This is a genomic window from Brevundimonas sp. Root1279, assembly GCF_001425945.1.
GTDB lineage: Bacteria > Pseudomonadota > Alphaproteobacteria > Caulobacterales > Caulobacteraceae > Brevundimonas.
This window is the reverse complement of sequence record NZ_LMEB01000005.1, coordinates 317758-333968: the sequence shown is the minus strand read 5'-3', so window position 1 is coordinate 333968 and position 16211 is coordinate 317758. Positions and strand designations below refer to the sequence as shown.

The 16211-nt window shown below is 69.4% G+C and carries 16 protein-coding genes; 6 read left to right on the top strand and 10 right to left on the bottom strand.

Translation table 11 applies throughout. From position 1 onward, the window contains the following. Window positions 1–40: 40 nt before the first annotated feature. Window positions 41–1036 carry a DUF6607 family protein gene (locus tag ASC65_RS07490; protein ID WP_056451255.1) on the top strand — a complete coding sequence of 332 codons (996 nt, stop codon included), beginning with the start codon at window positions 41–43 and terminating at the stop codon, window positions 1034–1036. A 46-nt stretch (window positions 1037–1082) separates the two neighbouring features. On the opposite strand, the gene ASC65_RS07485 is transcribed toward ASC65_RS07490, so the two are convergent. The 9 genes from ASC65_RS07485 to petA all read right to left on the bottom strand — a co-directional run bounded on the left by ASC65_RS07485 (window position 1083) and on the right by petA (window position 10562). After that, a complete protein-coding gene (locus ASC65_RS07485) occupies window positions 1083–2723 on the bottom strand; it encodes an SDR family oxidoreductase (protein WP_056451252.1) in 1641 nt (546 codons plus the stop codon). After that, the gene (locus ASC65_RS07480) at window positions 2720–3148 is read right to left on the bottom strand and encodes a thiol-disulfide oxidoreductase DCC family protein (RefSeq protein ID WP_056451249.1); all 429 of its coding nucleotides are present in this window, start codon (window positions 3146–3148) and stop codon (window positions 2720–2722) included. The genes ASC65_RS07485 and ASC65_RS07480 overlap by 4 nt, the downstream gene beginning before the upstream one ends. A gap of 78 nt (window positions 3149–3226) precedes the next feature. Beyond that, window positions 3227–3613, bottom strand: coding sequence for a RidA family protein (locus tag ASC65_RS07475; protein WP_056451247.1), 387 nt, complete (start codon window positions 3611–3613; stop codon window positions 3227–3229). Further along, window positions 3613–5238 carry a M28 family peptidase gene (locus ASC65_RS07470; RefSeq protein ID WP_056451244.1) on the bottom strand — a complete coding sequence of 542 codons (1626 nt, stop codon included), beginning with the start codon at window positions 5236–5238 and terminating at the stop codon, window positions 3613–3615. The genes ASC65_RS07475 and ASC65_RS07470 overlap by 1 nt, the downstream gene beginning before the upstream one ends. Window positions 5239–5330: 92 nt before the next feature. Further along, window positions 5331–7004: a M28 family metallopeptidase gene (locus ASC65_RS07465; protein WP_056451451.1), complete on the bottom strand. Its 1674-nt coding sequence runs from the start codon at window positions 7002–7004 to the stop codon at window positions 5331–5333. An 86-nt stretch (window positions 7005–7090) separates the two neighbouring features. Beyond that, complete coding sequence (locus ASC65_RS07460) at window positions 7091–7672, bottom strand: hypothetical protein (protein ID WP_056451241.1); 582 nt, start codon at window positions 7670–7672, stop codon at window positions 7091–7093. A 120-nt stretch (window positions 7673–7792) separates the two neighbouring features. Next, the gene (locus tag ASC65_RS07455) at window positions 7793–8665 is read right to left on the bottom strand and encodes a cytochrome c1 (RefSeq protein WP_235561429.1); all 873 of its coding nucleotides are present in this window, start codon (window positions 8663–8665) and stop codon (window positions 7793–7795) included. 8 nt (window positions 8666–8673) lie between these two features. Then, window positions 8674–10002 carry a cytochrome b gene (locus tag ASC65_RS07450; protein WP_056451240.1) on the bottom strand — a complete coding sequence of 443 codons (1329 nt, stop codon included), beginning with the start codon at window positions 10000–10002 and terminating at the stop codon, window positions 8674–8676. A 17-nt stretch (window positions 10003–10019) separates the two neighbouring features. Continuing rightward, window positions 10020–10562, bottom strand: coding sequence for a ubiquinol-cytochrome c reductase iron-sulfur subunit (petA, locus tag ASC65_RS07445; RefSeq protein WP_056451238.1), 543 nt, complete (start codon window positions 10560–10562; stop codon window positions 10020–10022). A 195-nt stretch (window positions 10563–10757) separates the two neighbouring features. On the opposite strand from petA, the gene ASC65_RS07440 reads away from it, so the two are divergent. From ASC65_RS07440 to ASC65_RS07430, 3 genes are read left to right on the top strand one after another with little or no spacing between them, the layout of a single operon-like run. After that, window positions 10758–11198 carry a tRNA (cytidine(34)-2'-O)-methyltransferase gene (locus ASC65_RS07440; RefSeq protein ID WP_056451236.1) on the top strand — a complete coding sequence of 147 codons (441 nt, stop codon included), beginning with the start codon at window positions 10758–10760 and terminating at the stop codon, window positions 11196–11198. Window positions 11199–11255: 57 nt separating this feature from the next. After that, the gene (locus tag ASC65_RS07435; RefSeq protein ID WP_082525920.1) at window positions 11256–12050 is read left to right on the top strand and encodes an aspartyl/asparaginyl beta-hydroxylase domain-containing protein; all 795 of its coding nucleotides are present in this window, start codon (window positions 11256–11258) and stop codon (window positions 12048–12050) included. Further along, entirely contained in the window at window positions 12038–12997 is a 960-nt protein-coding gene (locus ASC65_RS07430; RefSeq protein ID WP_056451233.1) for a hypothetical protein, read from the top strand. The genes ASC65_RS07435 and ASC65_RS07430 overlap by 13 nt, the downstream gene beginning before the upstream one ends. Before the next feature lie 3 nt (window positions 12998–13000). Here the strand turns inward: ASC65_RS07430 and ASC65_RS07425 are convergent, their stop codons facing one another. Beyond that, entirely contained in the window at window positions 13001–14266 is a 1266-nt protein-coding gene (locus ASC65_RS07425) for a dipeptidase (protein WP_056451447.1), read from the bottom strand. Between the two features lie 173 nt (window positions 14267–14439). Here ASC65_RS07425 and ASC65_RS07420 point away from each other — a divergent pair, with 173 nt between their 5' ends. Together ASC65_RS07420 and hemF are read left to right on the top strand one after the other, a co-directional pair. Continuing rightward, window positions 14440–15267, top strand: coding sequence for an outer membrane beta-barrel protein (locus tag ASC65_RS07420; protein WP_056451231.1), 828 nt, complete (start codon window positions 14440–14442; stop codon window positions 15265–15267). A gap of 70 nt (window positions 15268–15337) precedes the next feature. Next, window positions 15338–16210, top strand: a complete 873-nt coding sequence (gene hemF / locus ASC65_RS07415) for an oxygen-dependent coproporphyrinogen oxidase (RefSeq protein WP_056451228.1) — start codon at window positions 15338–15340, stop codon at window positions 16208–16210. Window position 16211: the final 1 nt, after the last annotated feature.

The window sequence follows — 16211 nt, the reverse complement described above, 5'->3', positions numbered from 1 at the left end:
GCCGATGACGAGAATGAATCGCATATCCAGGATCCGCCCCATGCGCAGCTCCCTTCTGCTCGCCTCGGCGCTCGCCGCCCTGGCCGTCCCCGTCCCGGCCCTAGCCCAGGCTCCGACCGCTCCGGCTTCGGTTTCGGCCGAAGCCGCCCGGTTCGAACGCGACCGTCAGTCCATCCTGGCGCAGGCCGGCCAGTGGCGCGTCCGCTTCGACATGCGCGAGAACGTCAGCTTCCGCGAAGGCTATGAGCCGCTGGAAGAGAAGCTGTCGGCCGGGGACGAGATCGTCCGCGTCGTCTACGACGACGGGACCCGCATCAGCCTCCAGCACATCCTCGTCATGGATGACGACATGGGGAACCACTTCATCATCAAGCACTGGCGTCAGGACTGGGCGTACGAGCCCGAGACCGTCCTGACCTACGCCGGTCCGAACCAGTGGACCCTGACCCCGGTGCCGGCCGCCGAACGCCGCGGCGCCTGGGCCCAGACTGTCTGGCAGACCGACGACAGCCCCCGTTACGGCGGCGTCGGCCGCTGGGACTACGGCCATGGCCTGGCCGAGTGGACCTCGGGCGCGACCTGGCGTCCGCTGGCTCGCCGCGACGCCATTCGTGACGTGCCCTACGACCGCTACCTGGGCTCGAACCGCCACGCCCTGACCCCGGCCGGCTGGGTGCACATCCAGGACAATATGAAGATGGGTCCCGCCCAGGGCGACGAGGGCGAGCCCGTCGCCATCGTCCAGGAGGACGTGGTCAACACCTACCGCAAGGTCGACAACTACGATCCCAAGCCGGGCGACGACTACTGGGCCGCGACGAAGGAGTATTGGGCCGGCGTCCGCGCCGCGTGGGACCACCGCATCAACGCCTCCGGCGGCCTGTGGCTGGAAGAAGAAGCCAACCGCGGCGCCGTCACCGGCAAGCCGCTGATGGACTGGGCGGAAGAGGTCCAGGCCGGCACGTTGACGACCGAAGAGGCGATCCCCAAGGCCCAGGCGCTGATCGCCCAGGCCACGGTCGCCCCGACGAACTGACGTCCGTCCAATGCGGATGGGGGAGGTCCCAAAGGCCTCCCCTTTTTCAGTTCCGGCGTGTCAGCCAGCCGCGGTAGCGAACCAGCCGCCCCAGCAGGGGAACCAAGATCGTCACGTCGAAGACGAAGCGGCCGTCGTCGTCAATCTCCTCGAACGCCTCGGTCGACGGGCCCAGCGCCCTGGGCAGGGGTAACGGTCCGAGCCGCCAGCCCTCGACCCGATAGACGAGGCGACCGCCTTCCGGCGTCAGCGTCAGGTCCATGGTCAGCGGCCCGAACCGTTCGCTGACCCGTCCGCCGGCCCTCGGCCGCGACAGGATGCTGGCGAAGGCGTGCCCGCCGATCTGTCGTCGCCAGATGGACCGCTCGCCGTCCGCGTCGATGGCCACCTCGGCAGGGCAGCGCGCCTGGGTCGGCGGGAAACCCACGACCCGCGCCACCAGGGCCGCCACCAGCCCGGACGCCCCCTCGGTCATCGCCTCGCCGCGCCAGAGCGACCGCCCCGGCGTTTCGTGCAGCGCCCGGATCGACGCCGGCAGGGCGTCGAAGGCGGGCCCGATGGCTCGGGCGTAGATCGCGCCGCGCTCCACGGCCGTCTCGGTGGCCAGGCCGTGCGGCCTCATCTCCTCCGCGATCGCTTCCAGCGGCAGAACGCCGACGCAGGCCCGCGCCCCGGCCGCAACCTGTCCGGCGAGGATCGCTCGGATGGCGGCCAGGGCCGGCAAGGTCGGGGTCACCGGCCCCTCCCCTGGCTGGGCGACCAGGCGCCAGTTCGACCGGGCCGCCCGCCCCTCGCCGTTCACGCCATAGGCCTCGACGCGCATGGCCCCTCGATCCGATCCGGTTGCCGACGCCCAGCCGGACACCCCGACCAGCAGCCGCGCCAGCGGGACGGGATCCAGGCGGAACAGGCGCACCAGCAACCCCAGTCCCCACGCGCCCAGGTGCGCGACCAGAGGCTCCAGGCCGGCGAGGAACAGGGCCCGGTCCGTCGGCGCAAAGCGGGCCGGCAGCAGGTCCAGGTCGGGGGTCTCGCACAGCGACACCGTCCGTCGGCCTGCGGCTCCGAAGTCCCGGCGATGCAGGCCGCTCCATCCGGGCCGGGTCGTCCAGGCGCCGCCCTCGAACACCCGCACCGGGCGGCCCAGCCAGGACAGGATGGCCTGCATCACCGACAGGCCGCGCGGCGCCCGCGCTCCCGGCGAGATGGCCGCCTCCACCGCGGTGACCTCGCGCCAGCCGTTGGTCAGCCGATCCAGCACGGCGTTGGAAAGGGCCGGCGTCGAGCTGCAACCGGTCAGGGCGACCACGCCCGCCGCCTTTGCCGACGCGTCCAGCGCCGGGAAGGCCGCCACGAAGTCGCGGGCGTCGGCGAGGTCGACATAGTGCATGCCGGCCGCGACGGCGGCCCGGGCCGTGGTCGGCTCGGCGCCCTGGAAGGGCCCGGCCATGTCGGCGACGACGGCGCAGCCGGCGGCCTTGAGCATCTCCGGCGTCAGCGTCGCAGTGTCCAGGACGGCGACCTCGATCCGGCGGTCGGGCCAGGCCGAACGCAGCCGACTCGCGACGCCTTCCGCACGCTCCCAGTGCCGCCCCGCGACCACGACATCGAAGCCGCTGCGCAACAGGCCTTCCGCCAGCCGCGAGCCGAACACCCCGCCGGCCCCGATCACCAGCACGCGGGTCATGCCCGGAAGCGGTCCCGGTCCTCCGCGGAGGGGATCATGCAGGCGTCCGTGCGTCCGAAGATCCGGTAGCGGTTCCGCGCGATCCCGTCGTAGGCCGCGTCCCGCAGGAAACGAGGCGCGGCGCGCAGGGCGCCCAGCCGGCGCGTCGACGGCAGCTGCGCCAGCACGGTCAGGGCCGCATCCGACTTGAAATGGATCCGGCCGTTCCAGATCACCGCATTGGTCTGCGGGGCCTCCGGATCGATGCCGAAGCGCTCGGCCAGGGCGCGGCCGAGTTCGGACTGAATGGCGGTGAAGCTGAAGCGCCGCTCAGGGTCGCGATCGATGACGAAGCGCGCCCAGCGCGAACAGAAGACACAGACCCCGTCGAACAGGATCAGGCCCTCAGGTTCATCGGGGGCGGGCTGCGGCGACCAGCGGCTCATCGACGGACACTGCTGCGCTTGGTCGAGCGCCACAAGGCGACAATACGCCCTGTCGCGCCTTGCCTGGGGGCGAAGGGATCAGGCCGCCGCGACGGCCTCGATCTCGACCAGCCAGGCCTCGTCGAAAATGCCGGTGACGATGACGGTCAGGGCCGGCTGACGCCCGGCCAGGCGGCGGATGCGCACCTCACGGTTCTCCAGGGCATAGCGGCGATCGGAGAGGAAGGTGGTCACCTTGACCAGGTTGTCCAGCGTCATGCCGGCGGCGGCAAGCTGGGTCTCGATATTGTCCCAGACCTGATCGCACTGGCCGGTGAAGTCCGCGGCCAGGGAGCCATCGGGCGCGACCGGGATCTGGCCGGAAAGATAGAGCCAGCGGCTCGGGGCGGTCACTTCGACCGCCTGGGGATAGGCCCCCTCGACCGGCGGCGAGCCGTCGCCGGTGAGGGGGCGTATCTTCGTCATCAGCGGCGCGCGGCGTCCGACCGGGCCCGCACGACGGCGAACTCCGAAGTCGGCTTCCAACCCGGCCAGTCCGAGCTGTTCGCGAGGTCCAGGCCCAGGTGATACAGCAGCGTCAGGTTCTCGGTCGCCGAGGTCAGGTTCCAGTCGGCCGACCATTCATCCGACGGCTTGTGGTAGTCGGCGCCGAACTTGGCCTTCCAGGCGGCCTCGCCGGCCTCCTTGCCGCCGTCGACCCAGTCCCAGCCGTGCCAGGGCATGATCGCCGGCACGCCCATGCGGGCGAAGGGGAAGTGGTCCGAGCGGTAGTAGAAGCCCTGCTCGGGCATGCTGTCGTCAGTGACGTAGCGGCCTTCAGCCTGGGCCAGGACCTGCAGGCGGTCCTCCAGGTCGTTCTGGCCCTTGCCGAAGATCGGCACGTCGCGGGTTGGGCCCGACAGCGGCAACATGTCGATGTTGATGTCCGCGACGGTCGTCTCAAGCGGCCAGACCGGGTCCGCGGCGTAGCCATAGGCGCCCATCAGGCCCATTTCCTCGGCCGCCATGTGGGCGAAGACGATCGAGCGCTTGGGACGCGGCGCCGCGCTGATCTGGCGGGCCATCTCGACGACGCCTGCGGTGCCCGAAGCGTTGTCCCAGGCGCCGTTGAAGATCTTGTCGTCGCCCGGGGTTTCCGGGTGCTGGGCCTCGCCGCCGACATGGTCCCAGTGCGCCGAATAGATGATGGTCTCGTTCGGGCGCTCGGTCCCCGGAATGCGGGCCAGCAGGTTGTGGGTGACCAGGGCCTCGACGGTCTCCTCGGCGTTCACCGACAGGGTCACGCCCGGCAGGGCGACGGCCTTGAACTGACCGTTACCGATGTTCGGCAACTGGGTGATGTCGAGCCCGGCGGCGGCGGCCCACTGCTGGGCGACGTCGTGGTTCACGCCCATCGAGAACTCGAGATCGGCGGCGCCCGGCGTCAGGGTGCGGGTGCGGGTCGAGCCGGCGACGGCGCGCTGCCACACCGGCGAGCCGGCCGGCTGGGCGACCAAGGTGACGATGCCCACGGCGCCGCGGCGGAAGGCTTCGTCGGCCTTGTAGGCGCTGGACTCATAGTTGGTGCTGTACGGCCCGTTGAAGACGTCGCCTTCCGGTTCGCCAGCGACGACGACCACGACCTTGCCGCGGACGTCCATGTCGCCGTAGTCGTCCCAGTTCCGCTCGGGGGCCGTAATGCCGTAGCCGACAAAGACGATCGGAGCGTTGCTCACATACGCCTTGCCGTCATTGGTGACGGCGCGAAGGGTCACGTCCGAGCCGACGGCCAGCGGGTGGTTGGCGCCGTCCGGGCCGGTCCAGCTGGCGGTCCCGCCGGCGACCGGGGTGAAGCGCTTCAGGGTCACCGGCTGCAGCCATTCGCCGTTCGGGCCGCCCGGCTCCAGGCCCATGGCCTCGTACTGGGCCTGCAGCCAGGCCAGGGTCAGGCGCTCGCCTTCCGTGCCCGGATAGCGGCCCTGGAAGCTGTCGGCGCTGATGGTCCGGATGTCGTTGCTGATCCGGTCCGCCGAGAAGTCCTGGGCCAGGGCCGAACCGGCCGCGAGCAGCAAGGCGGCGGCCGCGACGCCGCCGGTGAAAGCACGAAACATTTATGGACGCTCCATCCCGATAGGTGGCGCACTCTAGGGCGGCCCCGCAGGACCGCCCATTAAGTTTTAGTCATGAAGCGTCGGGCTCGGGATCAGCGGCGCGCCGCGGCGCTGGGCGCCCGGGCCGGGCCGAATTCGGAGCCGGCTTTCCAGCCCGGCCAGTCGCGGCTGTTGGCCAGGTCCAGGCCGATCCAGTAGGCGACCTCCAGGTCCTCGACCTGACCGGCCAGGTCCCAATCCGCCGACCATTCGTCGTCCGCCTGGTGGTAGCGGCGCGAGCCGTACTCGTCGCGCGCGGCGTTGCGGGCCGCGCGCGGCTCGTCGCGGAACTCGCCGCCGCCCTCGGCGTAGGCCATCGGCACGCCGCGCTTGGCGAGCGGGAAATGGTCGGAGCGGAAATAGCTGCCCGCGGCGGGGTTGCCGTCCGGCTCGACCGTGCGGCCCTGGCGCTGGGCCGCGGCGGCGAGGCGCTCGTCCAGCTCCGACTGGCCATAGCCGATGATCCCCAGGTTCGAGACCCGGCCGTAGACGTTCATGGCGTCCATGTTGAAGCCGGCGACGGTCGTCTCCAGCGGATAGACCGGATTGGCGGCGTAGTACTCCGAGCCCAGCAGGCCGCTTTCCTCGGCGGTGAAGCTGATCATGACGATGGAGCGCTCGGGACGCGGGCCCGCGCCGAAGACGCGAGCCAGCTCAAGCAGGCCGGCGGTGCCGGTGGCGTTGTCGACGGCGCCGTTGAAGATCGCGTCGCCGTTGGCGTCCGGCTCGCCCACGCCGATGTGGTCCCAGTGGGCGGTGAACAGAACGGTCTCGTCAGGGTGGGTCGCGCCGGGCAGACGGGCGATGACGTTGCGCGTCGTCACCTGGCTGGTGGCGACGTCGAACTCGGCGTTCAGGCTCGCGCCGGCCAAGGTCACCGGCCGGAAGTCGCGGCTGCGCGCCTGGGCCTTCAGCGCCTCGAAGTCGAGGCCGGACTTTCTGAACATGTCTACAGCGACGTCGCGCTGGATCCAGCTCTCCACCGGCACGCGCTCGGCGGCGGCGTTCTGGCGGACGATGTCGAACTGCGGGCCCGACCAGCTGTTGTTGACCGTGGCCCAGCCGTAGGAGGCCGGGGCGGTCTCATGCACGATGATGACGCCGGCGGCGCCCTGACGGGCGGCCTCTTCATACTTGTAGGTCCAGCGACCGTAGTAGGTCATGGCCCGGCCGTTGAAGGTGTCGAGCGCCGGCTCCTCGAAGTCGGCGTCATTGACCAGCACGACCAGGATCTTGCCGCGCATGTCCTGGCCCTTGAAGTCGTCCCAGTTCCGCTCCGGCGCCTTGATGCCGTAGCCGACGAAAACCAGCGGCGCATCGGCCAGCGAAACGTGGCTGCCCGGCAGACGGGTCGAGATGACGATCTGCTGGCCCTGGTTCAGGGGGATGGTCTCGCCCCCGGCCTTCAGCGAAGCGCGGATGTTGGAGGCGGTGAAGCGGTTCAGGGTCACGTCCTGGGTCCACGACCCGTTGCGGCCGCCGGGCTCGAAGCCGGCGGCGGCGTACTGTTCGCTCAGATAGCGGACCACCAGGTCCTCGGCCGGCGTGCCGATGCCGCGGCCCTGGAAGCTGTCATCCGACAGGACGCGCGTGTGTTCCGACAGACGCGTCGCTTCGAAGGACGGCGGCAGCGGCGCTTGCGGAGAAGGTGCGCCGCCCTCGGTCGTGGCGCAGGCCGAGAGCAGGGCGCCGGCGGCGAGCGCAGCGGCGGAGACAAACAGACGCATGGACAGGATCACCCTCGGCCCTTGAACGGAAGCGCGACGTTAGGGCGGCGTCCTCACGCTGTCGACCGGGGTGCGACGGATCGACTTCAGGGCGCGACGGGATCGGCTGCCGGCCAGCCGGAATCCCCCACCCGCGTCAGGCGCATCTCGATCATGCGGCGTGGAGGCTGGCCCTCGACCACATAGTCGCCGACCTCGTGCCAGGTCCCGTCCTTGACCACCGCCACATACTGGATCCTGGCGTCCGGCCCGGCCGGTGTCTCCCAACGGAAACCGTCATCGGTGCGCTCGAACTGATAATCGCCCGAATAGCCGTTGGCGTAGGAGCGGAAACCGTACCGGTTGTTGCGGGCGTCCCACGACACGGTCGCCATGGCGTTGAACTGGGTCGAGCCGTCGGCGGCGTAGCCACGACCCTCGATCACCTTGATCGAACCGCCCAGCATCGGCCCGACGCGCTCGGTCTGGGTCAGGGTAGTCGTCCCGCCAGGGCCGTGCACGACGGCCTCGCCGCGCCATTCCCCGTCCAGAAAGTCGAGGGCGCCGACCGCCTCGCGCTGGGCCGCCGTCCCCGCGGGCTGCATCGGGACCTGCGCGAGGACCGCCGGCGGGGCGGCGGCGAGGGCGACGGTCACAAGAGCCAGACGCAGATGACGAGAGACCGACATGACAACCTCCTGAACGTTTACTTTGCGTTGTAAAGTTCTTTTCCGAAATTGCAATCGGCCACGAAAAACCCGCCGGCGCTGGGCGCCGGCGGGTCGTTCGATCTCGGTTGTCGGGGCGCCTTAGTGGGCGACGCCCTTCCAGATCCGGCGGTAGCTCAGATAGGTGATGCCGGCGAACAGGGCCAGGAAGATCATCACGCCCAGGCCGGTCTGCTTGCGCTGGACCTGACGCGGGTCGGAGGCCCAGGCGATGAAGGCGGCGACGTCCTTGGAATATTGGTCGACCGTCTGAACCGTGCCGTCGTCGTAGGTCACTTGGCCGTCGCGGAGCGGAGCCGGCATGGCGATGAAGCCGCCGGCCGGGACGTGGCCTTCGCCGGTCCAGTAGGAGCTCAGGTCGCCTGCGAAGTACGGGTTGTAGTGCTGGCCGGCGCCGACCTTCAGGCCCGCCGGCGGAGCCCGGTAGCCGGACAGCAGCGAGTAGATGTAGTTGGCGCCGTCGTGACGGGCCTTGGCCATCACAGACAGGTCCGGCGGCGGGGCGCCGCCGTTGCCCGCAGCCGCCGCCGTGGCGTTCGGATACGGGTTCGGGAATTTGTCGGCCGGGACGCCTTCACGCATGACCGGCTCGCCGGTCTCGGTGTCGATGTCCGCGATCTGCGCTTCCTTGGCCAGCGCCTTGACGAAGCGGTTCTCGGCCGGATTGGCCTGGTGCGGATCGAAGAACGGACCGCCCGGCTCGGCCAGGGTGCGGAAGTGCAGCAGGTCCATGCTGTGGCAGGACGCGCAGACCTCGCGGTAGACCTTGTAGCCGCGCTGCAGCTGGCCTTGTTCGAAGGTGCCGAACGGCCCTTCGAAGCTGAAGCCGCCGCTGCGCGGGTGTTTGGCGCCGCCCGCGGCGAGGGCCGGCGAGGCGACGAGAGCCAGGCCGGCGGCCGCGGCGATCAGGACCAGGGTCTTTTTCATCGACTTGAGATTCGTCTTGAGGGTCATGGTCCCGATCAGCCCTTCTTCTCGGCGGACGCAGGAGCCGCGGCGTTCATCGCGTCGCCGCCCGACAGGACGGGCTCCGAGATGGTGGCCGGGATCGGCTTCGGCGTTTCCTTCAGGCCGAGCAGCGGCATGATGATCAGGAAGAAGGCGAAGTAGTAGGCGGTGAGCAGGCGGGTCAGCCACAGGTAGCTGTTCAGGTCTCCGTCCAGCAGGACGAAGGTCTTGAAGGTCCCGACGACCGGCGAGTCCGGCAGCTGCGCGCCGCACCAGCCGAGGCCGAGGCCGACCAGCACGAAGATCACGAAGAAGGTCCGCATCGTCGGGCGGTAGCGCATCGAGCGCACCTTCGAGGTGTCGAGCCACGGCAGGATGAACAGCACGCCGATCGCGCCGAACATCGCCAGCACGCCGCCGAACTTGTCGGGGATGGCGCGCAGGATCGCGTAGAAGGGCAGCATGTACCACTCGGGCACGATGTGCGTCGGGGTCTTCAGCGGGTCGGCCGGGATGTAGTTGTCGGCGTGGCCCAGGGCGTTCGGCATGTAGAAGACGAACACGGCGAACAGCATCAGGAACAGGATGATGGCGAAGCCGTCCTTGACCGTGAAGTACGGGTGGAACGGAACCATGTCCTTCTTCTCCCGATCCTTCGGGATCAGGATGCCGACCGGGTTGTTCTGGCCTGCGTGGTGCAGGGCCCACAGGTGCAGGACCACGCAGCCGGCGATGACGAACGGCAGCAGGTAGTGCAGCGAGAAGAAGCGGTTGAGCGTCGCATTGTCGATCGCCGGGCCGCCGCGCAGCCAGATCAGCACCGGCTCGCCGACGACCGGAATGGCGCCGATCAGGTTGGTGATCACCTCAGCGCCCCAGAAGGACATCTGGCCCCACGGCAGAACGTAGCCGAGGAAGGCAGTGGCGATCATCAGGAAGAAGATCACGCAGCCGACGATCCAGATCATCTCGCGCGGGGCCTTGTACGAGCCGTAGTACAGCCCGCGCAGCATGTGCAGGTAGACCGCGATGAAGAACATCGAGGCGCCGTTGGCGTGCGTGTAGCGGATCAGGTCGCCGCCGTTGACGTCGCGCATGATGCGCTCGACCGAGGCGAAGGCCAGGGCGGTGTTCGGCACATAGTGCATGGCCAGGATGACGCCCGTGGCGATCTGCACGACGAGGCAGAGGGCCAGGATGCCGCCGAAGGTCCACCAGTAGTTGAGGTTCTTCGGGGTCGGCAGCGACATGTAGTCAGCGCCGAAGCGGACGATCGGCAGGCGGCTGTCCAGCCACTTCTCGACGCCGGTCTTGGGGACGTAGGTGGATTCGTGATCGCTCATCGTTCTCTCGTCCGTCCTCAACCGATCTTGACGCGGGTGTCGGACACAAATTCGTAGGTCGGCACGCCGAGGTTCCGGGGCGCCGGTCCCTTACGGATGCGGCCCGAAGTGTCGTAGTGCGAGCCGTGGCAGGGGCAGAACCAGCCGCCGAACTCGCCGGCGCCGAAGGTCGGCACGCAACCCAGGTGGGTGCACGAGCCGAGCACGATCAGGAACTGGGCGTGGCCCGCCTTGACCCGGTCGGCGTCCGACTGCGGATCTTTCAGGTCGCTCATCGGCGTCGCGACGGCTTCCTGGATCTCGCGCTGGGTGCGGTTCCGCACGAAGACCGGCTTGCCCTGCCACTTGATGACGACTTGCTGACCTTCCTGAACCTTGGTCAGGTCGAACTCGATGGTCGACAGCGCCAGGGTGTCGGCGGCCGGATTCATCGAGTTGATCAGCGGCCAGGCGACCATGACGCCCGCGCCGACAGCGGCCGCCCCGGCCGCAATATGGATGAAGTCCCGACGGGTGGCGTCGCCGCCCTCACCGTGCTCGTTCACGACCGATTCGGTCACGTCTCACTCCTCGTACGCCGCTTTCCACGCCCGAAAGGGAGCGTGGCGATCACGGTTGGATGCTTTAGCGAAAACCCGGCAGAGTCGCCCGGCCCGGCTTTGCGGCTCATCGCCGCAAGACGCTGCCGCCTCTTGAGAAACGGTCGCAATTCGGGCCGCGACAAGCCTCCGGGCTACGCGTATGAGGGCCTTAGAATGCGTCTCGCCCTTTTTCAACCGGCCATTCCGCAGAACGTCGGCGCTTGCATCAGGCTAAGCGCCTGTTTCGGGGTGGAACTGCACGTCATCGAGCCTACCGGCTTCCGTTTCGACGACCGCGCCATGAAGCGCGCAGCGCTGGATTACGGGCCTTTGGGCCATATGACGCGGCACGCAGACTGGGACGCCTTCCAGCAGAACCGGACGGGCGGACGGCTGGTGCTTTTCACCACCAAGGGCGCGACGCCGCTGGATTCCTTCCGGTTCGAGCCCGACGACGTGTTGCTGTTCGGCAGCGAGCCGTCGGGCGCGCCGGAGCATGTTCATGAGGCTGCGGACGCGCGGGTGGTGATTCCCCTCAAACCCGGGGCGCGCTCGCTGAACCTGTCGGTCAGCGCAGGGATCGCCCTGTGGGAAGCCATTCGCCAGAACCGCTGACCGAACATCGTCCGGCGGACGCTGGACGGGAGGGATCGCGCCCGGCAAGCTTGGCCGATGGTCGACCGCCTGAAGCTGCCCCTCGCCTTCGATCCCGCCGGGCTGCAGGCGGATCTGGATCGGCTGTCGGCCGAGGGCTGGCTGCCTCATTTCAACCGCGACCGCTACGACGGCGACTGGAGCGGCCTGGTGCTGCGCGGCCCCGTCGGCGGTGGCGAGAGCCTGTATTCCGGCGGCGAGGCGTTCGAGGATCAGCCCCTGCTGGACCGCTGTCCGGCGTTCCGCGCCGTGATGGCGGCCCTCCCCTGCCCCTTGCGCAGCGTGCGCCTGCTGCGGCTGGGGCCGGGCGCGGTGATCCGTGAGCACCGCGACTACGACCTCGGCCTGGATCGCGGCGAGGTGCGCCTTCACGTGCCGGTGCGCACGCATGCCGACGTCGATTTCCGCCTGCGCAACCGCCGCGTCGACATGGCCGAGGGCGAGCTCTGGTACCTGGACCTGTCGCAGCCGCACCGCGTGGCGAATCGCGGCGAGCGCGACCGCATCCATCTGGTGCTCGACGCGGAGCTCGACGACTGGCTCCGCGAGCTTATCGCCTGCGACGGCCCCGAGCCTCCGCCCCTCCGCGAGATCGAGCCCATCGCGGCGGCGGAGGCGCTGGCCGGCTTCCGCGCCCTGGTGGCCAGCCGACCTGACCTGCACGCCGAACTGCGCGACATCGCCGACCGGGACCTGTTCGCCGACGAGACGGTCCGCCTGGGCGCCGAGCACGGCTTCCTGTTCGACGCCCGCGCCGTCTCGGAGAGCGCCGCGGCCGAGCGCCGCCGCTGGAACGCCGCATGGCTACGCTGAACCTGACGGGCTGGATCCCGGGCCGCATCTTCTGGAACGACGCCGACGTCGAGGCCTCGACCGTGGAGTGGCTTCATTCGGACGAGCCGGACTTTCCGGACGCCTTTCTGGACGACACCTTCGCCCGCCTGCGGCAACGGCCGGCCAATGTCCTGTTCACCCGGACGACGACCTTGGCGGATCTCGAGGCCTGGGCCGAGGCCAGCCCCGGCATTTCGCCGACCGGCTTCGTCTTCCACGTCTCGCGCTGCGGCTCGACCCTTCTGGCCGCCCTGCTCGGGCGCCTGCCTGGCGCCCTGGTGTTGTCCGAACCGGGCCCGGTCGACAGCGTCGTGCGGGCGGGGTCGCGGCTGGACCGGGCGCGGCGGGTTCGGCTGCTGCGGGCGATGATTTCAGCCCTGGGCCAGGCCCGGGCGCCGGGCCAGGACCGGCTGTTCGTCAAGTTCGACGCCTGGAACACCCTGCAGCTGCCGCTCATCCGGGAGGCCTTCACGGACACGCCCTGGGTCTTCCTGCGGCGCGAGCCGGTCGAGGTTCTGGTCAGCGCCCTGGCGCGTCGGGGGGTGCACGTCTCCCCCGGCATGCTGCCGGCGGACCTGTTCGGCCTGACGGAGACGGACCTCGCCGACGCGGACGCCTATGCGGCCAAGGTGCTGGGAACGATCTATCGGGCAGGAGAGGCGCATCAGGCGCTCGGCGGCGGCCTTGTGCTGGACTACCGCGACCTGCCCGAGGCGGCATGGTCGACGGTCGCCGCCCACTTCGGGGTCACGCCCGATCCAGAGACGATCGAAGCCATGAAGGCGCTGTCGGGCGACGACCCCAAACGGTCAGGTCAGCCGTTCCAGCCGGACGCGGCAGCCAAGCGCGCCGCCGCCTCCGCGGAAGTTCAGGCTCTGGCCGACCGCTGGATGCGGCCGGCGTATTCGGCGCCCAGCCCGGCGTGAAGGCTATTCCGGCGCGCCGTCGGCGGGCAGGGCCGCCAAGTTCGGCCGCTCGGCGCGCTGGCCCTGCGCCACCGCTTCGACCTGGCGCATGACGCGCAGGACGTTCTCGCCGGACAGTTTGCGGATGTCGGCCTCGGTCCAGCCCTTGGCCAGCAGGGCGGCGAGGATGCCCGGATAGGCGTCGACGCCCTCGACCCCGACCGGCAAGGCGCCGACCCCGTCGAAATCGCCGCCCAGGCCGACATGGTCGACCCCGGCTACGTCGCGGACATGCTGAATGTGGGCGACGACGTCGTCGATCGACGCGCGCGGCGTCGGATGGGCGGCGGTCCAGGCGGCGACGCCGTCGGTGACCGCCTTGGGGTCGCCCGGGTGCAGCGACTTCAGCCGGGCGTCCTCGGCGGCGCGAGCGGCGCCCCAGGCGCGGACCTCCTCGCTGATGAAGCCGGGCACGAAGGTGACCATGACCACTCCTCCGTCCTCGGGCATCAGGCGCAGCACGCTGTCGGGCACGTTGCGCGGATGATCGGTCACCGCCCGCGCGGAGGAGTGAGAGAAGATCACCGGCGCCTCGGACACCCGCATGGCGTCCAGCATGGTCTCTTCGGAGACGTGACTGAGGTCGACCATCATCCCGAGCCGGTTCATCTCCTTGACCACCTGCTCGCCGAAGGGCGACAGGCCGCCCCACTTGGGCGCATCGGTGGCGCTGTCGGCCCAGGTCGTGGTCTTGGAGTGGGTCAGGGTCATGTAGCGGGCCCCGGCATCGTGGAACTCGCGCAGCAGACCCAGGGAGTCGTCGATCGAATACCCGCCCTCCATGCCGATCAGCGAGGCGATCTTGCCGCGGCGGTGGATGCGCTGGATGTCGTTCGCGGTCGTCGCCAGTTCGAACACGTCCGGATGGGCGGCGACGATGCGCTTGACCGTGTCGATCTGTTCGAAGGTGGCCTTGGCGGCCTCGACGGGCGCCAGAGTGGCCGGGACATAGACCGACCAGAACTGACCGCCGACGCCGCCTTCGCGCAGGCGCGGGATGTCGGTGTGCAACTCGGTCGAGGCGTCCAGATTGGTGGTCAGGTCCACGCGATAGGGATCGTTGCCGTAGGTCTGGCGCAGGGCCCAGGGCAGGTCGTTGTGGCCGTCGATCAACGGCGTGCGCTCCAGGATGCGCCGAGCCCGCGCCTCACCGGCGTCGTCGGAATTCTGGGCCAGCGCAGGAGTGGCGGCCAGCAGGGCGGCGGTGGTCAGCAGGGCGGCGCGAAGCATGAGGAACTCCCGGTCAACGAAGCGGGACAGTGGCAGACGCGGCGGCGTCGTCAAACCCGCCTTGTGCATCGGAGCCACGACGGGACCGCATCGCCTTTGTCTCCGGGTTTCGCCTGATACCGGCGTTCGGACGGCGGCGTATCCTTTGCTTCGCCGCCTAAGGAGGAGAGCCAATGAGACTGGCCAAGGGGATCGTATTCGGAGCGGCGGGGGCCGCCATCGTCTGCATTGCACAACCTGCCGCCGCCCAGGCGCTGGACGACCGGGCCTGGATCCAGATCGCCGGCTATTCGGCGGATATCGACACCCACGCCCGGGTGAACTCGGTGCTGGGACAGCAGGTCGGCACGGAGATCGACTTCGAGTCCGATCTCGCCATGGACGACAACAAATTCCTGCCCTCGGTCAGCGCAGGTTGGCGCGTCACGGACCGCTTCATCATCGGGGCGGACTTCTATTCCCTGGACCGGGACGCTTCGACCACGATCGGCCGCGAACTCGTCTTCGACGACGTCGTCTTCCCGGCCTCGGTCACCGTCGACAGCGAGATGAACACCGACGTCTACCGGCTGACCCTCGGCTATTCCTTCGTCAAGAATGACGTCTGGGAAGCCGGCGCTTCGCTGGGCCTGCACGCCACCGACTTCGACCTGCGGCTGCAGGGCGAGGCGCGCGTCGGCAATGCGGCGATCAACACCGAACGGCGCCAGAAGCAGTTCCTCGCGCCTCTGCCGACCGTCGGCCTCTACGCCAACTGGGAAATCTACCCCAAGGTCACCGTCAACGGCCGGGTCGATTATATGTCGCTGTCCTACGGCGACTACGACGGCGACATCACCAACGCCCAGGTCCAGGTCTCCTATCGCTTCCACAGGAACGTCGGCATCGGGGCGATGTATCGCTTCGTCGACTATGGCGTGGACGTGACCAAGGACGACTGGACCGGACGCATGGACTACGAGTTCAGCGGTCCCGCGGTCTATCTCGAGTTCGCCTTCTAGGGCGGACACGTGAGCGACGGGGCGTCGCAGGGAGGTGACGGCGCGCGCCTGGCATGGTTCAAGCGCGACCATGTCCGACGCCGTCACCCTTGATCAGAAGAAGACCGAGACCCGGGCCTGGTTCGAAAGCCTGCGCGACCGCATCCACGCCGGCTTCGAAGCCCTTGAGGACGCCGCCCCCGCCGACCTCTTCCCCGGCGAGCCCGGCCGCTTCGTGCGCACGCCCTGGGACCGGCCTGAGGGCGGCGGCGGGGTGATGGGGATGATGCACGGCCGCCTGTTCGAAAAGGTCGGCGTGCACGTCTCGACCGTTCACGGCAGCTTCCCGGCGGACTACGCCAGGTCGGTGCCCGGCGCCGCCGAGGACCCGCGCTTCTTCGCCACCGGCATCAGCCTGATCGCCCATCCGGTCAGCCCGCGCGTGCCGGCCGTGCATATGAACACCCGCTTCATCGCCACGACCCAGAGCTGGTTCGGCGGCGGGGCCGACCTGACCCCGGTGCTCGACGTCGACCGCCGCCAAGACGCGCCCGACACGATCGACTTCCACGCCGCCCTGCAGGCCGCCTGCGACGCCCACCACCCGGACTGGCATGCGAAGTTCAAGGCCTGGTGCGACGAGTATTTCTGGCTGGCCCACCGCAAGGAGCCGCGCGGCACGGGCGGCATCTTCTACGACCACCACGACAGCGGCGACTATCAGCGGGACTTCGCCTTCACCCGCGACGTCGGCGAGGCCTTCCTGGCCGCGTACAGCGCCATCGTCGGCCGCCGCATGACCGAAGCCTGGACGCAGGAAGAGCGCGAGGAGCAGCTCGTGCGGCGCGGCCGCTACGTGGAGTTCAACCTGCTCTACGACCGCGGCACGATGTTCGGGCTCAAGACCGGCGGCAACGTCGATTCGATCCTCAGCTCCATGCCCCCGGTGGTGAAGTGGCCCTGAG

What these genes read in the sequence shown, in the direction of transcription:
- ASC65_RS07490 (WP_056451255.1), top strand. Translation starts at nt 41, where the DNA reads ATGCGCAGCTCCCTTCTGCTCGCCTCGGCGCTCGCCGCCCTGGCCGTC.
- ASC65_RS07485 (WP_056451252.1), bottom strand. Translation starts at nt 2,723, where the DNA reads ATGACCCGCGTGCTGGTGATCGGGGCCGGCGGGGTGTTCGGCTCGCGG.
- ASC65_RS07480 (WP_056451249.1), bottom strand. Translation starts at nt 3,148, where the DNA reads ATGAGCCGCTGGTCGCCGCAGCCCGCCCCCGATGAACCTGAGGGCCTG.
- ASC65_RS07475 (WP_056451247.1), bottom strand. Translation starts at nt 3,613, where the DNA reads ATGACGAAGATACGCCCCCTCACCGGCGACGGCTCGCCGCCGGTCGAG.
- ASC65_RS07470 (WP_056451244.1), bottom strand. Translation starts at nt 5,238, where the DNA reads ATGTTTCGTGCTTTCACCGGCGGCGTCGCGGCCGCCGCCTTGCTGCTC.
- ASC65_RS07465 (WP_056451451.1), bottom strand. Translation starts at nt 7,004, where the DNA reads ATGCGTCTGTTTGTCTCCGCCGCTGCGCTCGCCGCCGGCGCCCTGCTC.
- ASC65_RS07460 (WP_056451241.1), bottom strand. Translation starts at nt 7,672, where the DNA reads ATGTCGGTCTCTCGTCATCTGCGTCTGGCTCTTGTGACCGTCGCCCTC.
- ASC65_RS07455 (WP_235561429.1), bottom strand. Translation starts at nt 8,665, where the DNA reads ATGACCCTCAAGACGAATCTCAAGTCGATGAAAAAGACCCTGGTCCTG.
- ASC65_RS07450 (WP_056451240.1), bottom strand. Translation starts at nt 10,002, where the DNA reads ATGAGCGATCACGAATCCACCTACGTCCCCAAGACCGGCGTCGAGAAG.
- ASC65_RS07440 (WP_056451236.1), top strand. Translation starts at nt 10,758, where the DNA reads ATGCGTCTCGCCCTTTTTCAACCGGCCATTCCGCAGAACGTCGGCGCT.
- ASC65_RS07435 (WP_082525920.1), top strand. Translation starts at nt 11,256, where the DNA reads ATGGTCGACCGCCTGAAGCTGCCCCTCGCCTTCGATCCCGCCGGGCTG.
- ASC65_RS07430 (WP_056451233.1), top strand. Translation starts at nt 12,038, where the DNA reads ATGGCTACGCTGAACCTGACGGGCTGGATCCCGGGCCGCATCTTCTGG.
- ASC65_RS07425 (WP_056451447.1), bottom strand. Translation starts at nt 14,266, where the DNA reads ATGCTTCGCGCCGCCCTGCTGACCACCGCCGCCCTGCTGGCCGCCACT.
- ASC65_RS07420 (WP_056451231.1), top strand. Translation starts at nt 14,440, where the DNA reads ATGAGACTGGCCAAGGGGATCGTATTCGGAGCGGCGGGGGCCGCCATC.
- hemF (WP_056451228.1), top strand. Translation starts at nt 15,338, where the DNA reads ATGTCCGACGCCGTCACCCTTGATCAGAAGAAGACCGAGACCCGGGCC.